The following is a 16,046-nucleotide window of genomic DNA, read 5'->3' on the forward strand; positions in this document are numbered from 1 at the left end:
AGTCAGCATGGCCCACCCGTTTGAAACCCTTACGCCAGACCTCGTGCTCGATGCCGTCGAAAGCATCGGCTTTCTCAGCGACGCGCGCATCCTGGCGCTCAACAGCTACGAGAACCGCGTCTATCAGGTCGGCATCGAAGACGCCGAGCCACTGATCGCCAAGTTCTACCGGCCGCAACGCTGGAGCAACGAAGCGATTCTGGAAGAACACCAGTTCACCGCCGAACTCGCCGATTGCGAGGTGCCGGTCGTGGCGCCGTTGATCCACAACGGTGAAACCCTGCACGAACACAGCGGTTTCCGTTTTACCTTGTTCCCCCGCCGCGGCGGCCGCGCACCGGAGCCGGGCAACCTCGATCAACTGTATCGCCTGGGCCAACTGCTCGGACGCCTGCACGCGGTCGGCTCGACCCGGCCGTTCGAGCACCGTGAAGCGCTGGCGGTAAAAAACTTCGGCCATGACTCGCTGGCCACGTTGCTCGACGGCAACTTCATCCCCCGCAGCCTGCTGCCGGCCTACGAGTCGGTGGCCCGAGATCTGCTCAAGCGTGTGGAAGATGCCTACAGCAACACGCCGCACCAGAACATCCGCATGCACGGTGACTGCCACCCCGGCAACATGATGTGCCGCGACGAGATGTTCCATATCGTCGACCTCGACGACTGCCGCATGGGCCCGGCGGTACAGGACATCTGGATGATGCTCGCCGGTGATCGCCAGGATTGCCTGAGCCAGTTGTCGGAACTGATGGATGGCTATAACGAGTTCCACGACTTCGACCCGCGCGAACTGGCGCTGATCGAGCCCTTGCGCGCCCTGCGCCTGTTGCACTACAGCGCGTGGCTCGCCCGTCGCTGGGACGATCCCGCGTTCCCCCGCAGCTTTCCGTGGTTCGGCACCGAGCGTTACTGGGGTGATCAGGTGTTGGCACTGCGCGAGCAATTGGCGGCGCTCCAGGAAGAGCCACTAAAACTCTTCTGACAAACACAGACCCCATGTGGGAGCGGGCTTGCTCGCGAAGGCGGCGTGTCATTCAACATTGATGTCGACTGACACGCCGCCTTCGCGAGCAAGCCCGCTCCCACAGGTTCTGTGTTCACAAAAGACCTACCTATTCAGGCAGGACATTCGCAGACGAATCTCCTTACAATCCCTACTTTGTTAGCTGCCTAAGCAAGGATTCTGCATGCAAGCCGCCAACCCGCGTCGCGGGTACATTCTGGGTCTGAGTGCCTACATCATCTGGGGACTTTTCCCCCTCTACTTCAAAGCCATCGCCAGCGTGCCCGCTGTGGAAATCATCATCCATCGGGTGTTGTGGTCGGCGCTGTTCGGCGCCTTGCTGCTGATGGTGTGGAAGCATCCCGGCTGGTGGCGCGAGCTGCGGGAGAACCCGCGACGCCTGGCGATCCTGGCCCTGAGCGGTGCGCTGATCGCGGCCAACTGGCTGACCTACGTCTGGTCGGTGAACAACGGCCGCATGCTGGAGGCCAGCCTCGGTTACTACATCAACCCCTTGGTGAACGTGTTGCTGGGCATGCTGATCCTTGGCGAACGGCTGCGGCGCATGCAGTGGATTGCCGTCGGTCTGGCGGCTGTGGGTGTGGCGCAACAGGTCTGGCAAGTCGGCAGCCTGCCCTGGGTGTCGCTTGTGCTGGCACTGACCTTCGGTTTCTACGGGCTGATTCGCAAGCAGGCACCGGTCAAGGCACTGCCGGGGCTGGTGGTGGAAACCTGGATGCTGGTGCCGATCGCCATTGCCTGGTTGCTCTTCAATCCGACCGCCCACAGCGCTCAGGCCGAGTTCTGGACCACATCAGAAGCCTGGTGGCTGGTGGCGGCCGGGCCGGTCACGCTGGTGCCGCTGGTCTGCTTCAACGCGGCTGCACGGCATTTGCCCTACACGACACTGGGCTTTCTCCAGTATCTGGCGCCGACATTGGTGCTGCTGCAAGCGGTCCTGCTGTTTGGCGAGCATCTGTCGTCCAGCACCCTGGTAGCGTTCATGTTCATCTGGGCCGGTCTGGCGGTTTACAGCGTGGATGCGTGGCTCAGTTTGCGTCGCCGCGGCTGATCAAAAAACATACAAACCTCTACAGGCCACGGGTTCCGTGGCCTGCATCATTCCTTCCCAAGGTTATCCACAGCGTGATCCCCGCCGATTGTGCGCAAGTGGCTGAAACTGCTGGTTTTTTGATCAGATCCTGAAGAACCCCGGTCGGCGTGGCCTGGCGGGGTGTCTCTACAGGTTATCCACAGGCCGGTGCACGTTTAACTTGGATAACCTGATCAGGGCTCACTGCGCAGCACCAATTCGACCATCAGATCGTCGGCCAGGGTTTCCAGGCGCGATTGCAGGACGTCCAGCGACAGCGTCAGCGGCACGGCAAGAATCGCTTCGGCATGGAACAACGGCTCGCTGCTCATCGGTGCCGGGCGCACTTCGGTAACCAACCGTTCCAGACTCACCCCCTGCTCGTTCAACAAACGTGTGATGTCACGCACGATTCCCGGGCGATCATTGCCCACCAGTTCCATCGCGATCGGCTTCCAGGTGCAGGATTGTTCGATGCTGCTTTCGGCGATCAGTACGCGAATGCCCTGGGTGGACAAGCCTTGCAGGGCATCGACCAATTCGTCATAGGCCTCGGCCGGCACGCCCACCCGCAAAATGCCGGCGAATTGTCCGGCCATGCGCGACATGCGGCTTTCCAGCCAGTTGCCGCCGTGCTCGGCAATGCATTGGGCAATGCGCTCGACTTGCCCGGGCTTGTCCGGTGCGAAAACGGTGAGTACGAGGTGGTCCATGGCGCAGCCCTCTGGTCATGATTTTTGTGACAGAGAACCAAGTATAGGCAAGGGTTGGACCTGCGCCGACAGGTCAGGCGCCTTCGCGAGCAGGCTCGCTCCCACAAGGGTTGCGCGGGCCTTTGTGGGAGCGAGCCTGCTCGCGAATGAAGGCACCGCCGATCTGACCGGCCCAACAAATCGTGTACATCTTTTGATATTTAACTGGAACAATCCACTGGTTTTTTGAGAACATCCTGTTCCGCGCCGTGACCGCAATGCGTCATGGGGTCGCAGAACGACGTGATTAGTCTAATTTTCACATCCGCAATTCATCATGTAGTATGCCGCAGCGCGCACTACATAACGTTGGATCGATGTCTGCCGCCGGCCCGTTCGCAACCCTGAAAGCCCTGTCAGCAAGGCCCCAAGCCGTTGATTGGTCCCAACCCAGCCGCCCGTCATGGGCATGTACTGGCAAAGGGGTTTGTGGTTTAAATGGCCAAAGGCTTCATTGTTAAATTGAAGAGCTGAAAAGCGAAATAGCTGAGCAGAGTGAGGCAAGCAATGACTGAACACGTTCAAGTCGGTGGCCTGCAGGTCGCCAAAGTCCTGTTCGACTTCGTGAACAACGAAGCCATTCCCGGTACCGGCCTCACCGCCGATAAGTTCTGGGCCGGTGCCGACAAGGTCATCCATGACCTGGCGCCGAAGAACAAAGCCCTACTCGCCAAACGCGATGATTTCCAGGCTCGTATCGACGGCTGGCACCAAGCGCGTGCTGGTCAACCGCACGACGCCGTGGCCTATAAAGCCTTCCTGCAAGACATCGGTTATCTGCTGCCAGAAGCGGCCGATTTCCAGGCAACGACGCAAAACGTCGATGACGAAATCGCCCGCATGGCCGGCCCGCAACTCGTGGTGCCGGTGATGAACGCCCGCTTTGCCCTCAACGCCTCGAACGCCCGCTGGGGCTCGCTGTACGACGCGCTCTACGGCACCGACGCCATCAGCGAAGCCAACGGCGCGGAAAAAGGCAAAGGCTACAACAAGGTGCGCGGTGACAAGGTCATCGCCTTCGCCCGTGCTTTCCTCGACGAAGCGGCACCATTGGCGGCCGGCTCCCACGTCGATTCCACCGGCTACAAAATCGTCGACGGCAAACTGGTGGTCGCCCTTAAAGGCGGCAGCAACACCGGCCTTCGCAACGACGCTCAACTGATCGGTTTCCAGGGCGATGCCGCTGCACCGACCGCGATCCTGCTGAAAAACAACGGCCTGCATTTCGAAATCCAGGTCGACGCCAGCACCCCGGTCGGCCAGACCGACGCGGCCGGCGTCAAAGACATCCTGATGGAAGCCGCACTGACCACCATCATGGACTGCGAAGACTCGGTTGCCGCCGTCGACGCTGATGACAAAGTGGTGATCTACCGCAACTGGCTCGGCCTGATGAAGGGCGATCTGTCGGAAGACGTCGCCAAGGGCGGTCAGACCTTTACCCGCACCATGAACGCCGACCGCACCTACACAGCGGTCGATGGCAGTGAACTGAGCCTGCACGGTCGTTCGTTGCTGTTCGTGCGCAACGTTGGCCACCTGATGACCATCGACGCGATCCTCGACAGTCAAGGCAACGAAGTACCGGAAGGTATTCTCGATGGCCTGGTGACTTGCCTGGCATCGATGCACAACCTGAACGGCAACACTTCGCGCAAAAACACCCGCACCGGCTCGATCTACATCGTCAAACCGAAGATGCACGGTCCTGAGGAAGCGGCGTTCACCAACGAGCTGTTCGGTCGCATCGAAGACGTGCTGGGCCTGCCGCGCAACACCCTCAAAGTCGGGATCATGGACGAGGAGCGTCGTACCACGATCAACCTCAAGGCCTGCATCAAGGCGGCGAGCGAGCGTGTGGTGTTCATCAACACCGGTTTCCTCGACCGCACGGGCGATGAAATCCACACCTCCATGGAAGCCGGCCCGATGGTGCGCAAGGCGGACATGAAGGCGGAGAAATGGATCGGCGCCTACGAGAACTCCAACGTCGATATCGGTCTGAGCACCGGCCTGCAAGGTCGCGCGCAGATCGGTAAAGGCATGTGGGCCATGCCGGACCTGATGGCAGCGATGCTTGAACAGAAAATCGCTCACCCGCTGGCCGGTGCCAACACCGCCTGGGTACCTTCGCCGACTGCCGCGGCACTGCACGCACTGCACTACCACAAGGTTGACGTGTTCGCCCGTCAGGCCGAACTGGCCAAACGTGCCCATGCATCGGTGGACGACATCCTGACCATCCCGCTGGCGGTGAACCCGCAGTGGACCGCCGAACAGATCAAGAACGAACTGGACAACAATAGCCAGGGCATTCTCGGTTACGTGGTGCGCTGGATCGACCAGGGCGTCGGCTGTTCGAAAGTGCCGGACATCAATGACGTCGGCCTGATGGAAGACCGTGCCACGCTGCGTATTTCCAGCCAGCACATCGCCAACTGGCTGCGCCATGGCGTCGTCACCGAAGAGCAGGTCATGGAAAGCCTCAAGCGCATGGCGCCGGTGGTTGACCGTCAGAACGCCGGCGACGCGCTGTACCGTCCGCTGGCCCCGAACTTCGACAGCAACATCGCCTTCCAGGCAGCGGTCGAACTGGTGGTCGAAGGCACCAAACAGCCGAACGGCTACACCGAGCCGGTCCTGCACCGTCGTCGTCGCGAGTTCAAGGCGAAGAACGGGTTGTAATCCAGCTCACTCCACAGCAATCCCCCGGTTGAAAAACCGGGGGATTTTTGTTTCTGCTTCCTGCAAATGCAGAACTATCCCCTGAAACGCAACGCGTTTGCAGCGATGTGGCGGCCTATTCTCGATGCATTCATGAACAAGGCAATTCCAAGGACCGTGATGATGAGAGCAAACAGTTTTTCGCCACCAATGGGTTCGTCGAGTACATACCATGAGGTCAAAATACCCGATATCGGAACAATCACTGACAACGGTGCAACCTGGCTCGCCGGATACTTCTCAATCATTCGGTTCCACACCCAATATCCGAATACCGTCGCCACATAGGCCTGAAACAGGACAGACACCAGCACCGGAGCAGTTATGTCCGTTAGCAACGTTTGGAAGGGGGCTGCCCCCTTGACCCAGTAAGTCATCAGATAGAGAGGCGGTGTTGCATACAGACTCGACCAAACGACAAAGGAAAATATATCAACCACCTTGCTTTTCTTGACCAGCACATTGCACAAACTCCAGAACAATGCACCGAGGAGTATCAGGAAAAGGCCAAAGCTTTCGGCATAACCGTCCGTTACATGAATAATAAACATCAGCCCCAGTAACGCCATGAGAATACCCGCCACGTGTATTCCCGTCATTTTCTCCCCAAACAGCAATACTCCCCAGATGACCGTGAAAAATGCACTGAATTGCAAGAGCAAAGAGGTCACGCCGGCACTGACACCAAGAAACATGCCATAGTTCATCAGCCAGCACATTCCGATACCAAACAACAAACCGTAGACTATAGTTACAAAAGTACTGACACCCTTCGGTTTCGGGATGAAGAACACCAATGGCAATGCACAGAATGTAAAGCGCAACGCTGTCAGTATGAATGGATCGATACCGTCAAGACTGATATCAATTACAGTATAATTACTGCCCCACATGACTGTCACACCGATAATAAGTACAAGATCGCGAAATTCAATTTTCTTTATCATATCGTCCTCATTGCGACACACAACCACACAATCCAGGAAGAGTAATGACCTTTGTCGGCATTTTATTTGCAGAAACTAGCCGCAGACTGAATACACGACGACCATCGGCGTACTCAAACCACTAAAAAGCGGAGTGCCAAACTGGCAACCTGGATAGTGCTACGACAGATTTTATTAAACCAGGCACAGCATCAAATAAATGCCTGCATTGGTTTGCAAGAACCGAACGATAACTGAATAACCGAAAGAAGAAACAAGCTATTTGTGAGCAGCTTTTTCGCAGACCAATCAGATAAACTTAATTACAAGTTAACCCCACCAAAACAAATCGAACCTGTAATTAACAATTACAGGAGATCCGTTATTTAATGCCCAATTCGTGTTTTACCAGTACCAGCAAATCACTGGCTTCAATCGGCTTGAGCAGAAAGTCCACCACACTCAAATGCATCGCGGCGATCGCATCTTTTACGTCGGCATCGCCCGAGACGATGATGACCGGCAACGCCGCCCTTACCGATTCGCGTACCTGGCGGATCAGCTCCAGCCCATCTACATGGCCCATCCGCAGGTCGGTGATAAGTAGTCCGATCGAGGGCTTTTTGATTTCTGCCTCAGCCACCAGGATATTGAGTGCCGCTTTGCCACTGGCTGCTGTTATGCAGGAAATACCGTCCAGCGCCAGGATCTCTGACAGCAGCTCCCGGGCGTCCTTATCGTCATCGACGATCAGCACCCGTTGCGGTGGCAGGTCAGGTTCCAGCATGACGGCACTCAGCGCTTCGCGCTCGGCATCACTCAAAATATCGTGGTCGGACATGGCGTTCTCTACATGTTCAATTCAATTCCCTAGCACAGTTATGAGACATCGCTAAGCTGACCACCAATGTGCACTCCGACAGATAATTTTCCAATAGGGGGGCCGAGAGGTTTTTCGCACACTTGCGTAGGATTTTTCCGACATTTCAGGGCGCTAACGGCCTACCTAGACTTACGTCCAATGGGCACCCCGGCTACAGGGGTCGACCATGTCCAGGTCATCCGACTACAACAATTCAAAAAAAGACTGCGGTAATGGTTATGAGTAAAGCGGACGCCTTCACACAGGCAGGGAAAACCGCGGTGTTGCAGAACATCCAGGGCACGTTGCAATTCCTTCAGCGCTTCCCGCCTTTCAACCAGATGGAGCACGCGCACCTGGCGTATCTGGTCGAGCAATGTCAGCTGCGTTTCTACGCCCCTGGCGAGAGCATCATCAAACCCGCCGACGGCCCGGTCGAGCACTTCTATATCGTCAAACAAGGCCGGGTCGTGGGCGAGCGTCCGGATACGGCAAAAGGTGGCACCGAAACGGTCTTCGAGATCACCACCGGTGAATGTTTTCCCCTCGCGGCGTTGCTGGGTGAACGGGCGACCCGTACCGAGCACCTCGCCGGTGAAGACACCTTTTGCCTGCAACTGAACAAGCCGGCGTTCATCCGCCTGTTTTCGCTATCGGACACCTTCCGCAACTTCGCCCTGCGCTGCGTCAGCAGCCTGCTGGACCAGGTCAACCAGCAAGTGCAGCAAAAAGCCGTGGAAACCCTCGGCACCCAATATTCGCTCAATACCCGACTGGGCGAATTGGCCATGCGCCACCCGGTGTCATGCGCACCGCAGACACCCTTGCGCGAAGCCGTGACGTTGATGCACGAACAACAGGTCGGCAGCATCGTGGTGGTCGATGAACTCAAAGCGCCACTGGGGATTTTCACCCTGCGCGACCTGCGTCAGACCGTGGCCAACGGCAGCAGTGATTTCAACGAAGCCATCGAAGGGCACATGACCCGGGCGCCGTTTTTCCTGTCGCCGGATCACAGTGCATTCGACGCGGCGATTGCCATGACCGAGCGTCACATCGCTCATGTCTGCCTGGTCAAGGACCAACGCTTGTGCGGCGTGGTTTCCGAGCGCGACCTGTTTTCCCTGCAACGGGTCGACCTGGTGCACCTGGCGCGCACCATCCGCAACGCGCAGAAGGTGGAAAACCTGGTGGCGCTGCGGGGCGAAATCGGCCAACTGGTCGAGCGCATGCTGGCCCATGGCGCGTCTTCGACGCAGATCACCCACATCATCACCCTGCTCAACGATCACACCGTGTGCCGGGTAATCGAACTGACCCTCGCCGAAAAAGGTGATCCCGGCGTGCCATTCAGTTGGCTGTGCTTCGGCAGTGAAGGCCGTCGCGAGCAGACCCTGCACACCGATCAGGACAACGGCATTCTCTTCGAAGCCAGGGATGCGGCCCATGCCGCCGAGATTCGCGGCAAGTTGTTGCCCATCGCCCAGCAGATCAACCAGAGCCTGGCGCTGTGCGGCTTCACCTTGTGCAAGGGCAATATCATGGCCGGCAACCCCGAGCTGTGCCTGTCCCGGGCCGAATGGGCGCGGCGCTTTGCAGCGTTCATCCGCGAGGCCACCCCGGAGAACCTGCTGGGCTCGAGCATCTATTTCGATCTGCGCGTGGTCTGGGGCAGCGAGCAAGGCTGCGAGCAGCTGCGTCGGGGCATTCTCGATCAGGTCGGCGACAACCGTTTGTTCCAGCGCATGATGGCCGAGAATGCGCTGCGCAATCGCCCGCCCGTAGGGCGTTTGCGCGAGTTCGTGCTGACGCGCAAAAATGGTGAGAAGGCCACCCTGGACCTGAAGATCCAGGGCTTGGCACCCTTTGTCGATGGCGCCCGACTGCTGGCCCTGGCCCATGGCATCGAGGCCAACAACACGCTGGAGCGTTTTCGCCAATTGGTCGCCAAAGAGGTCATCGAACCCCTGGACGGCGCCGCGTACGAAGAGGCCTATCACTTCATTCAGCAAACCCGCATGCAGCAACATCAATTACAGACCCGGGAGAATTTTCCCTACTCGAACCGGGTCGATCCCGACAGCCTCAACCATCTGGACCGGCGCATCCTGCGTGAGTCCCTGCGTCAGGCCCAACGCCTGCAGAGCAGCCTGACCTTGCGGTATCAGTTATGAGCCTGTTTTCCTGGCTGCGCCCGCCGAGTCCCACCCTGCCCGCCGACCTGCAACATCGCCTGGAACGCTTGCCTACCGCTGCCGCCTTGGGCGAATGCAGCCTGCGTGAGCAGCGCTGGGTGGTGCTCGATCTGGAAACCACCGGGCTGAACCTGAACAAGGACCATGTGTTATCGATTGGCGCGATAGCGATCGAGGACGGGGCCATCGACTTTCGCCAGCAGTTCGAACGCACCTTGCAATATCCGCAAGTAAAACTCGGCCCCAGCGTGCTGATCCACGGCATTGGCCCCAGCGCCATTGCGGCGGGCAGCGATCCCGCAGAAGCGCTGGTGGACCTGATGGAATACCTCGGTGACAGCCCGGTACTGGCCTTCCACGCGCCGTTTGACCAGCACATGCTCGGCCGTGCGCTGAAAGATCACCTGGGTTTCAAGTTGCAGCATCCGTTTCTGGACGTGGCGGACATTGCACCGCTGCTATGCCCCCAGGCGCACTTTCGCGAGGCCGGGCTGGACGACTGGATCGACTGGTTCAAGCTCGAAGTCTTCGAACGTCACCACGCCAGCGCCGACGCCCTGGCCACGGCCGAACTGGCGCTGATCCTGTTCAGCCGCGCACGGCAGCAGCAGATTCATAGCCCGCTGAATTTGCAACAGCGATTGAGTCAGTGGAAGCGTCGGCAACAAGCACCGTCCTTCTAGTCTTCGGCGCCTGCTCTGGCCTCATCGCGGGCAAGCCCGCTCCCACAGGAGTACCGCCCCCCCCCTGTGGGAGCGGGCTTGCCCGCGATGAACGATGACGCGGTCTCCCGACCAACGCCGATTGCGGACCTCCCGCGCCTCTGCCACAATCGCGAACAATTCTCGTTAGTTAACACTTCCCAAGCGGTGATGCTGCGTGTCGTCAGTCCCAAGCCCTCAAAGTGAGCTCGTCGGTGCGTTATATCGCGACCATCGCGGTTGGCTATTGGCCTGGCTTCGACGCAATGTCGCCTGCCCACAGCGGGCCGAAGACCTGAGCCAGGACACGTTCGTGCGCTTGCTGGGCCGCGAGGAACTGAAGGAACCACGCGAACCGCGGGCATTCCTGGTGGCCATCGCCAAGGGCCTGTTGTTCGATTATTTCCGTCGCGCCGCGCTGGAGCAGGCTTACCTCACCGAGCTGATGCTGATTCCCGAAGCCGAACAACCGTCGGCGGAAGAACAGCAGATGATCCTCGAAGACCTGAAAAACATCGACCGCTTGCTCGGCAAACTTTCCACCAAGGCCCGGGCGGCGTTCCTCTACAACCGTCTCGACGGTCTTGGCCACGCAGAAATCGCCGAGCGCCTGGGGGTATCGGTGCCGCGGGTGCGCCAGTACCTGGCCCAGGGCATTCGCCAATGCTACATCGCGCTGTACGGTGAGCCGACATGAACCCGCTCGGTTCCAAACCGGTATCGGCCAACGTGCTGGACGCAGCGATTGCCTGGCAGTTGTCCATGGATGGCGCCAACCCGGTAGAGCGCGAAGAATTCGCCAAGTGGCACGCCGCCCACGAAGAGCACGCCCGCGCCTGGCGCCAGTTGGGCATGCTCGACCAACGCTTCAGCGCAGCCAATGGCCCGGCCCGCACTGCCCTGCTGCAATCGCGCGAAGGCATCCGCCGACGGGTGCGCAAGCTCGGTAAGGGCGTGGCGAGCGTGGTAGCCGTGATCGGCCTGGCGCTATTTGCCGGGCCACGTTACCTGCCGATCGATTACTGGCTGGCCGACCAGCGCACCGCCGTTGGCGAGCAGCGCACCCTGCGCCTGGCCGATGGCACGCTGGTCAATCTCAACACCCACAGTGCCCTGGATGTGCGCTTCGATGAGAAGCAGCGGCGCATCGTGCTTCAGGAAGGCGAAATCCTGGTTGAAACCGGTCATGGCGATCCCCGGCCGTTCATCGTCGAAACCCGTGAAGGCAGCATGCGTGCATTGGGTACGCGGTTTCTGGTCAAGCGTGAAGAAGAAGGCACACGCCTGAGTGTGTTGCAGTCGGCGGTGGCGGTTCACCCCGAGTCCAGCCCGGATGAACAGATTCTGCGCGAAGGCCAGCAGGTGTTGCTCCGCAATAACGGCCTGGGTCCGGTTCTGGCCGTCAACTTCGGCGCGGATGCCTGGACCCGCGGCATGCTGGTGGTGGACAACACGCGGCTGGAAGATCTGGTGCATGAAATCGGCCGTTATCGAACCGGTTACGTCGGCGTTGCGCCGGAAGTGGCCGACCTGCGCATCACTGGCAGCTTCCCGCTGCGTGACACCGACCTGGCGCTCAATGCCCTGCTGCCGACCCTGCCCGTGCAGATCGAACAGCACACGCAATGGTGGGTGAAGGTAGTAGCCAAGGCCGAAACAAAGCCCTGAACCCGCACACAGCCCCTTTGTGGCGAGGGAGCTTGCTCCCGCTCGGCTGCGAAGCAGTCGCCAAACCGCAAATGCGGTTTACCTGATAAATCGCGGGGGCCGCTTCGCGACCCAACGGGAGCAAGCTCCCTCGCCACAGAGGCGCACGCCTGAAACCCTTCAGTACTTATTGAATAGCTGAATCGAAATTATTTCCATCCAGCCCTATCACTTTCTGATTCTCGTTCGGCACACAGGCAATTGAGAAATGTTTCCATTCAGGAGCCGCTGTATGTCCCGTTCGCTGAACACCCTGTTGCGCCCCAGTTTGCTGGCGGTCACCGTTGCCCTTTGCACCCCTATGGCCAGCAGCCAACTGGTCGCCGCTGAGCAGGCGGCAAGCGTTCGCGCCTACAACCTGCCAGCCGCACCACTGGCCAGCACCCTGAACCAGATCGCCAGCCAGGCCGGCCTGGCCTTGTCGTTGAACCCATCCCTGGCGGCAGGCAAAACCTCGGCGCCAGTCAACGGCCAGTTCGACGCCGCTGGCGCCCTGCGCGAGGCCCTGCGTGGCACCGGGCTGCAACTTGAGCAAAGCAGTGCCGGCACCTACAGCCTGGCGGCCGTGCCCGAGGGCGTGATGGCGCTGCCGGCAACCAGCGTGATTGGTGTGGAAGACGCTGAAAGCGCCTGGGGCCCGGTGCAAGGCTATGTGGCCAAGCGCACCGCCGCCGGCACCAAGACCGATACCGCGCTGGTCGAGGTACCGCGCTCGATTTCGGTCGTTACTCGCGAGCAGATGGACGACCGCAACGCGCATACCCTTGACGCCGCCGTGCGCTACCTGCCGGGCATCACCGCCAGCAGCTACGGCAGCGACACCCGCGCTGACTGGCTGCGTGTGCGTGGTTTCGAGCCGACTCAATTCCTCGACGGCCTGCCCCTGCCAAAAGGCGTATACGCCAACCCGAAACAGGAAACCTGGAACCTCGACCGCCTGGCCTTGCTGCGCGGCCCGGCCTCGTCCGTGTACGGCCAGACCCCGCCAGGCGGTCTGCTGGACATGGTCAGCCGTCGCCCGAGCGCCGAAGCCAGCAGCGAAATCCAGCTGCAATACGGCAGCGACAACCATCGCCAGATCAACTTCGCCAGCACCGGCAAGATCGACGACGAAGGCCGGTTTCTCTATGGCGTGAGCGGCGTGGTGCGTGACGGCGGCACCCAGATCGACCATATCGATGACAAGCGCTACAACATTGCGCCAAGCCTGACCTGGAACATCGACGAAGACACCCGCTTCACCCTGCTGACGCAGTTCACCCGTGACGATACCGGCGTTACCAGCCAGTTCTATCCGATTCAGGGCACCAAGATCGACATGCCCTTCGGCAAGATCTCGCACCACAAGAACCTGGGTGATCCGGACTACGATTTCTACGACCGCACCTATTACGCACTGGGTTATGCCTTCGAGCATCGCTTGAACGATGTCTGGCAGTTCCGCCAGAACCTGCGCTACACCAAGTCGGACTTGTCGTTCCAGACGGTGACCGTCAACAGCTACTTTCCCTCCATCGGATTTGTCGTAGACGATGAAGGCAACACCGGGCGCGGCACGACCAATGTCGACGAAGACATCAGCCAGTTCGCCGTGGACAACAACCTCCAGGCCGACTTCGCCACCGGCGACATCAATCACACGCTGTTGATCGGCCTGGACCACCAGCGCAGCAACACCAACTACACCTCGATCTTTGGCACCGCACCGTCCATCAACGTCAACGATCCGGTCTATGGCTTGCCGATCACCCGTCCACCACGCTCCTCGGCGTTTTATGACTATGACCAGAAGACCTACCAGACGGGTCTGTACGTCCAGGATCAAATGGCCCTCGACCAATGGCGCCTGACCCTCGGCGGTCGTGAAGACTGGGTGCATACCGGCACCAAATTCTTCAACAAGGGCGATGCCACCAACACTCAGCGCGACAAGAACTTCAGCGGCAACGCGGCGATCAGCTATGTGTTCGACTCGGGCTTCGTGCCTTACTTGTCCTACGCCGAATCGTTCCAGCCGGCCAGCAATGCCGTCGCCTCGCCAACCGATTCGTTCAAGCCGACCAAAGGCAAGCAGTGGGAACTGGGTATCAAGTACCAGCCACCGGGCAGCAACACACTGCTGACGGCCGCTGTGTATGACCTGACCCAGAAAAACGTTGCCGTCACCAACAATGTGGGCAACGTGACGGTCACCAGCCAGACCGGTGAAGTGAGAGTCAAAGGCCTGGAGCTGGAAGCCGTTTCCGACGTGACCGAAAACCTCAAGGTCACCGCCGCCTACACCTTGGCCAAATCCGAAGTGCAAGACGGCGCGTTCAAGGGCAATCGCCTGCAACTGATGCCTAACCAGCAAGCATCGGTATGGGGCGACTACACCTGGCACAACGGGGTGCTCGACGGTTTCGGCATCGGCGCCGGCGCGCGCTACACCGGCAACACTTACGGCGACGAGGCCAACACCTGGCTGGGCAAGGCCGACGCCTACACGGTGTTCGACGCCGCGGTACACTACGACCTCGGCCGCCTGGACAACAGCCTCAAGGGCGCTTCGCTGGCCGTTAACGCAACCAACCTGTTCGACAAGGACTACATCTCGACTTGCGACAGCTTCTACTGCTACTACGGCGACCAGCGCAGTGTCGTCGCCAGTGCAACGTACAAGTGGTAACAGTTTGAGCTGACACGCCCTATGACCAAGCCGTCCCCAAAGGACGGCTTTGGTTTTTCTGAAGGCTATGAAATGAAAAGTAAAACAATTCGCCGCTGGTCCGCTGTTCATACCTGGACCAGCCTGATTTGCACGGTGTTCCTGTTGCTGCTGGCACTGACCGGCCTGCCGTTGATCTTCCATCACGAGATCGACCACCTCCTCGGTGATGCAGCCGAGCTGAAACAGATGCCGGCAGACACCCCGCTGCTTGATTTGCAGCAACTGGTAGCGGCGGCTGAAAAGCATCGCCCTGGCGAAGTCATGCAGTATTTCGGCTTCGAGGACGACGAGCCCAATGCCGCGATTGCGATCATGGCCCCCACCGCCGGCACTGAACCCAATTCGTCCCACACCTTCATGCTCGACGCCCGTACCGGTGAGGCCCTGGAGATGCCGTCGGCAAACGGTGGTTTCATGATGGTCATGTTGCGCCTGCACGTGGACATGTTTGCCGGCTTACCGGGCAAACTGCTGTTGGCGTTCATGGGGATTCTGTTCGTGGTGGCGATCGTCTCCGGCACCGTCTTGTACCTGCCATTCATGCGCCGCCTGAAGTTCGCCACCGTGCGCCAGGACAAATCCACCCGCCTGCGCTGGCTCGACCTGCATAACCTGATCGGCGTCGTGACCTTGACCTGGGCCCTGGTGGTCGGCGTGACCGGCGTGATCAGTGCCTGCGCCGACCTGATCATTGCCGCCTGGCGCAACGACAGCCTGAGCGCGATGGTCGCGCCGTACCGCGATGCGCCACCGCTGACGCAACTGGCGCCGGCCACCCGTCTGCTCGACATCGCCAAGGACGTCGCACCGGGCATGCAACCGGACTTCATCGCCTTCCCCGGCACGCGGTTTTCCAGCGAGCACCATTACGCGGTGTTCATGAAAGGCAGCACGCACCTGACCTCGCACCTGCTGACACCGGTGCTGATCGACGCCAGCACCCTGCAAGTCACCGCCGTGGCCGAGCGGCCCTGGTACATGGATGCCATGGGCATGTCGCAGCCGCTGCACTTCGGCGACTACGGCGGCATGCCGATGCAAATCCTCTGGGCGACCCTGGATGTGCTGACCATCATTGTGCTCGGCAGCGGAGTCTACCTGTGGGTGGTGCGGCGCAAGGCTGCCAGGCCTGTGCTGGAAAAAGCGGAGAACGTGGCATGAAGCCCCGGCAGTCGAATTTCTGGAAGGTCTTTGCCATTCCCACCGTCATCGCGGTGCTCAGCGCGGCAGGGCTGTTTGCCGCGTTGCTCGGCGATGGTGTGTGGGATTCACTGAGCTGGGTGGGGCTGGGCATCCCGGCTGTGCTGGCCCTGCGCGGCCTCCTGCAACGCCGCTGACCCCCTGTAGGAGCGAGCTTGCTCGCGATGGACGTC

The 16,046-nt window shown here is 59.8% G+C and carries 13 protein-coding genes; 10 read left to right on the top strand and 3 right to left on the bottom strand.

Going from position 1 to position 16,046, the window contains the following annotated elements; genetic code table 11:
• The first annotated feature begins 7 nt into the window (after positions 1-7).
• Entirely contained in the window at positions 8-982 is a 975-nt protein-coding gene (locus KW838_RS08275; RefSeq protein WP_007980356.1) for a serine/threonine protein kinase, read from the top strand.
• Between the two features lie 205 nt (positions 983-1,187).
• Positions 1,188-2,075 carry an EamA family transporter RarD gene (rarD, locus tag KW838_RS08280; protein WP_218500866.1) on the top strand — a complete coding sequence of 296 codons (888 nt, stop codon included), beginning with the start codon at positions 1,188-1,190 and terminating at the stop codon, positions 2,073-2,075.
• Positions 2,076-2,290: 215 nt separating this feature from the next.
• Here rarD and KW838_RS08285 read toward each other — a convergent pair whose 3' ends face one another.
• Complete coding sequence (locus tag KW838_RS08285) at positions 2,291-2,809, bottom strand: glycine cleavage system protein R (RefSeq protein ID WP_102700735.1); 519 nt, start codon at positions 2,807-2,809, stop codon at positions 2,291-2,293.
• Positions 2,810-3,355: 546 nt separating this feature from the next.
• Between KW838_RS08285 and KW838_RS08290 the strand changes: the two genes are divergently transcribed.
• Complete coding sequence (locus KW838_RS08290; RefSeq protein WP_102700734.1) at positions 3,356-5,533, top strand: malate synthase G; 2,178 nt, start codon at positions 3,356-3,358, stop codon at positions 5,531-5,533.
• A 74-nt stretch (positions 5,534-5,607) separates the two neighbouring features.
• Here the strand turns inward: KW838_RS08290 and KW838_RS08295 are convergent, their stop codons facing one another.
• A complete protein-coding gene (locus KW838_RS08295) occupies positions 5,608-6,519 on the bottom strand; it encodes an EamA family transporter (RefSeq protein ID WP_102700733.1) in 912 nt (303 codons plus the stop codon).
• A gap of 361 nt (positions 6,520-6,880) precedes the next feature.
• Positions 6,881-7,339 (bottom strand): response regulator, encoded by a 459-nt coding sequence (locus KW838_RS08300; RefSeq protein ID WP_102700732.1) that lies wholly within the window; start codon positions 7,337-7,339, stop codon positions 6,881-6,883.
• A gap of 254 nt (positions 7,340-7,593) precedes the next feature.
• Between KW838_RS08300 and KW838_RS08305 the strand changes: the two genes are divergently transcribed.
• The 7 genes from KW838_RS08305 (at position 7,594) to KW838_RS08335 (ending at position 16,010) form a co-directional block, all read left to right on the top strand.
• Positions 7,594-9,534, top strand: coding sequence for a putative nucleotidyltransferase substrate binding domain-containing protein (locus tag KW838_RS08305; RefSeq protein ID WP_218500867.1), 1,941 nt, complete (start codon positions 7,594-7,596; stop codon positions 9,532-9,534).
• Positions 9,531-10,238, top strand: a complete 708-nt coding sequence (locus tag KW838_RS08310) for a PolC-type DNA polymerase III (protein ID WP_218500868.1) — start codon at positions 9,531-9,533, stop codon at positions 10,236-10,238. The genes KW838_RS08305 and KW838_RS08310 overlap by 4 nt, the downstream gene beginning before the upstream one ends.
• 196 nt (positions 10,239-10,434) lie before the next feature.
• Positions 10,435-10,953: an RNA polymerase sigma factor gene (locus KW838_RS08315; protein ID WP_102700728.1), complete on the top strand. Its 519-nt coding sequence runs from the start codon at positions 10,435-10,437 to the stop codon at positions 10,951-10,953.
• Entirely contained in the window at positions 10,950-11,924 is a 975-nt protein-coding gene (locus KW838_RS08320) for a FecR domain-containing protein (RefSeq protein ID WP_102700727.1), read from the top strand. The genes KW838_RS08315 and KW838_RS08320 overlap by 4 nt, the downstream gene beginning before the upstream one ends.
• A 271-nt stretch (positions 11,925-12,195) precedes the next feature.
• Positions 12,196-14,631 (top strand): TonB-dependent siderophore receptor, encoded by a 2,436-nt coding sequence (locus KW838_RS08325; RefSeq protein WP_218500869.1) that lies wholly within the window; start codon positions 12,196-12,198, stop codon positions 14,629-14,631.
• A gap of 72 nt (positions 14,632-14,703) precedes the next feature.
• A complete protein-coding gene (locus KW838_RS08330) occupies positions 14,704-15,834 on the top strand; it encodes a PepSY domain-containing protein (protein ID WP_102700742.1) in 1,131 nt (376 codons plus the stop codon).
• Positions 15,831-16,010, top strand: a complete 180-nt coding sequence (locus tag KW838_RS08335; RefSeq protein ID WP_056726593.1) for a hypothetical protein — start codon at positions 15,831-15,833, stop codon at positions 16,008-16,010. The genes KW838_RS08330 and KW838_RS08335 overlap by 4 nt, the downstream gene beginning before the upstream one ends.
• Positions 16,011-16,046: the final 36 nt, after the last annotated feature.

This window comes from Pseudomonas sp. PDM27 (assembly GCF_019219205.1).
GTDB lineage: Bacteria > Pseudomonadota > Gammaproteobacteria > Pseudomonadales > Pseudomonadaceae > Aquipseudomonas > Aquipseudomonas laurylsulfatiphila.

Coding starts and splice junctions, on each gene's coding strand:
- KW838_RS08275 (WP_007980356.1), top strand. CDS start 8: ATGGCCCACCCGTTTGAAACCCTTACGCCAGACCTCGTGCTCGATGCC.
- rarD (WP_218500866.1), top strand. CDS start 1,188: ATGCAAGCCGCCAACCCGCGTCGCGGGTACATTCTGGGTCTGAGTGCC.
- KW838_RS08285 (WP_102700735.1), bottom strand. CDS start 2,809: ATGGACCACCTCGTACTCACCGTTTTCGCACCGGACAAGCCCGGGCAA.
- KW838_RS08290 (WP_102700734.1), top strand. CDS start 3,356: ATGACTGAACACGTTCAAGTCGGTGGCCTGCAGGTCGCCAAAGTCCTG.
- KW838_RS08295 (WP_102700733.1), bottom strand. CDS start 6,519: ATGATAAAGAAAATTGAATTTCGCGATCTTGTACTTATTATCGGTGTG.
- KW838_RS08300 (WP_102700732.1), bottom strand. CDS start 7,339: ATGTCCGACCACGATATTTTGAGTGATGCCGAGCGCGAAGCGCTGAGT.
- KW838_RS08305 (WP_218500867.1), top strand. CDS start 7,594: ATGGTTATGAGTAAAGCGGACGCCTTCACACAGGCAGGGAAAACCGCG.
- KW838_RS08310 (WP_218500868.1), top strand. CDS start 9,531: ATGAGCCTGTTTTCCTGGCTGCGCCCGCCGAGTCCCACCCTGCCCGCC.
- KW838_RS08320 (WP_102700727.1), top strand. CDS start 10,950: ATGAACCCGCTCGGTTCCAAACCGGTATCGGCCAACGTGCTGGACGCA.
- KW838_RS08325 (WP_218500869.1), top strand. CDS start 12,196: ATGTCCCGTTCGCTGAACACCCTGTTGCGCCCCAGTTTGCTGGCGGTC.
- KW838_RS08330 (WP_102700742.1), top strand. CDS start 14,704: ATGAAAAGTAAAACAATTCGCCGCTGGTCCGCTGTTCATACCTGGACC.
- KW838_RS08335 (WP_056726593.1), top strand. CDS start 15,831: ATGAAGCCCCGGCAGTCGAATTTCTGGAAGGTCTTTGCCATTCCCACC.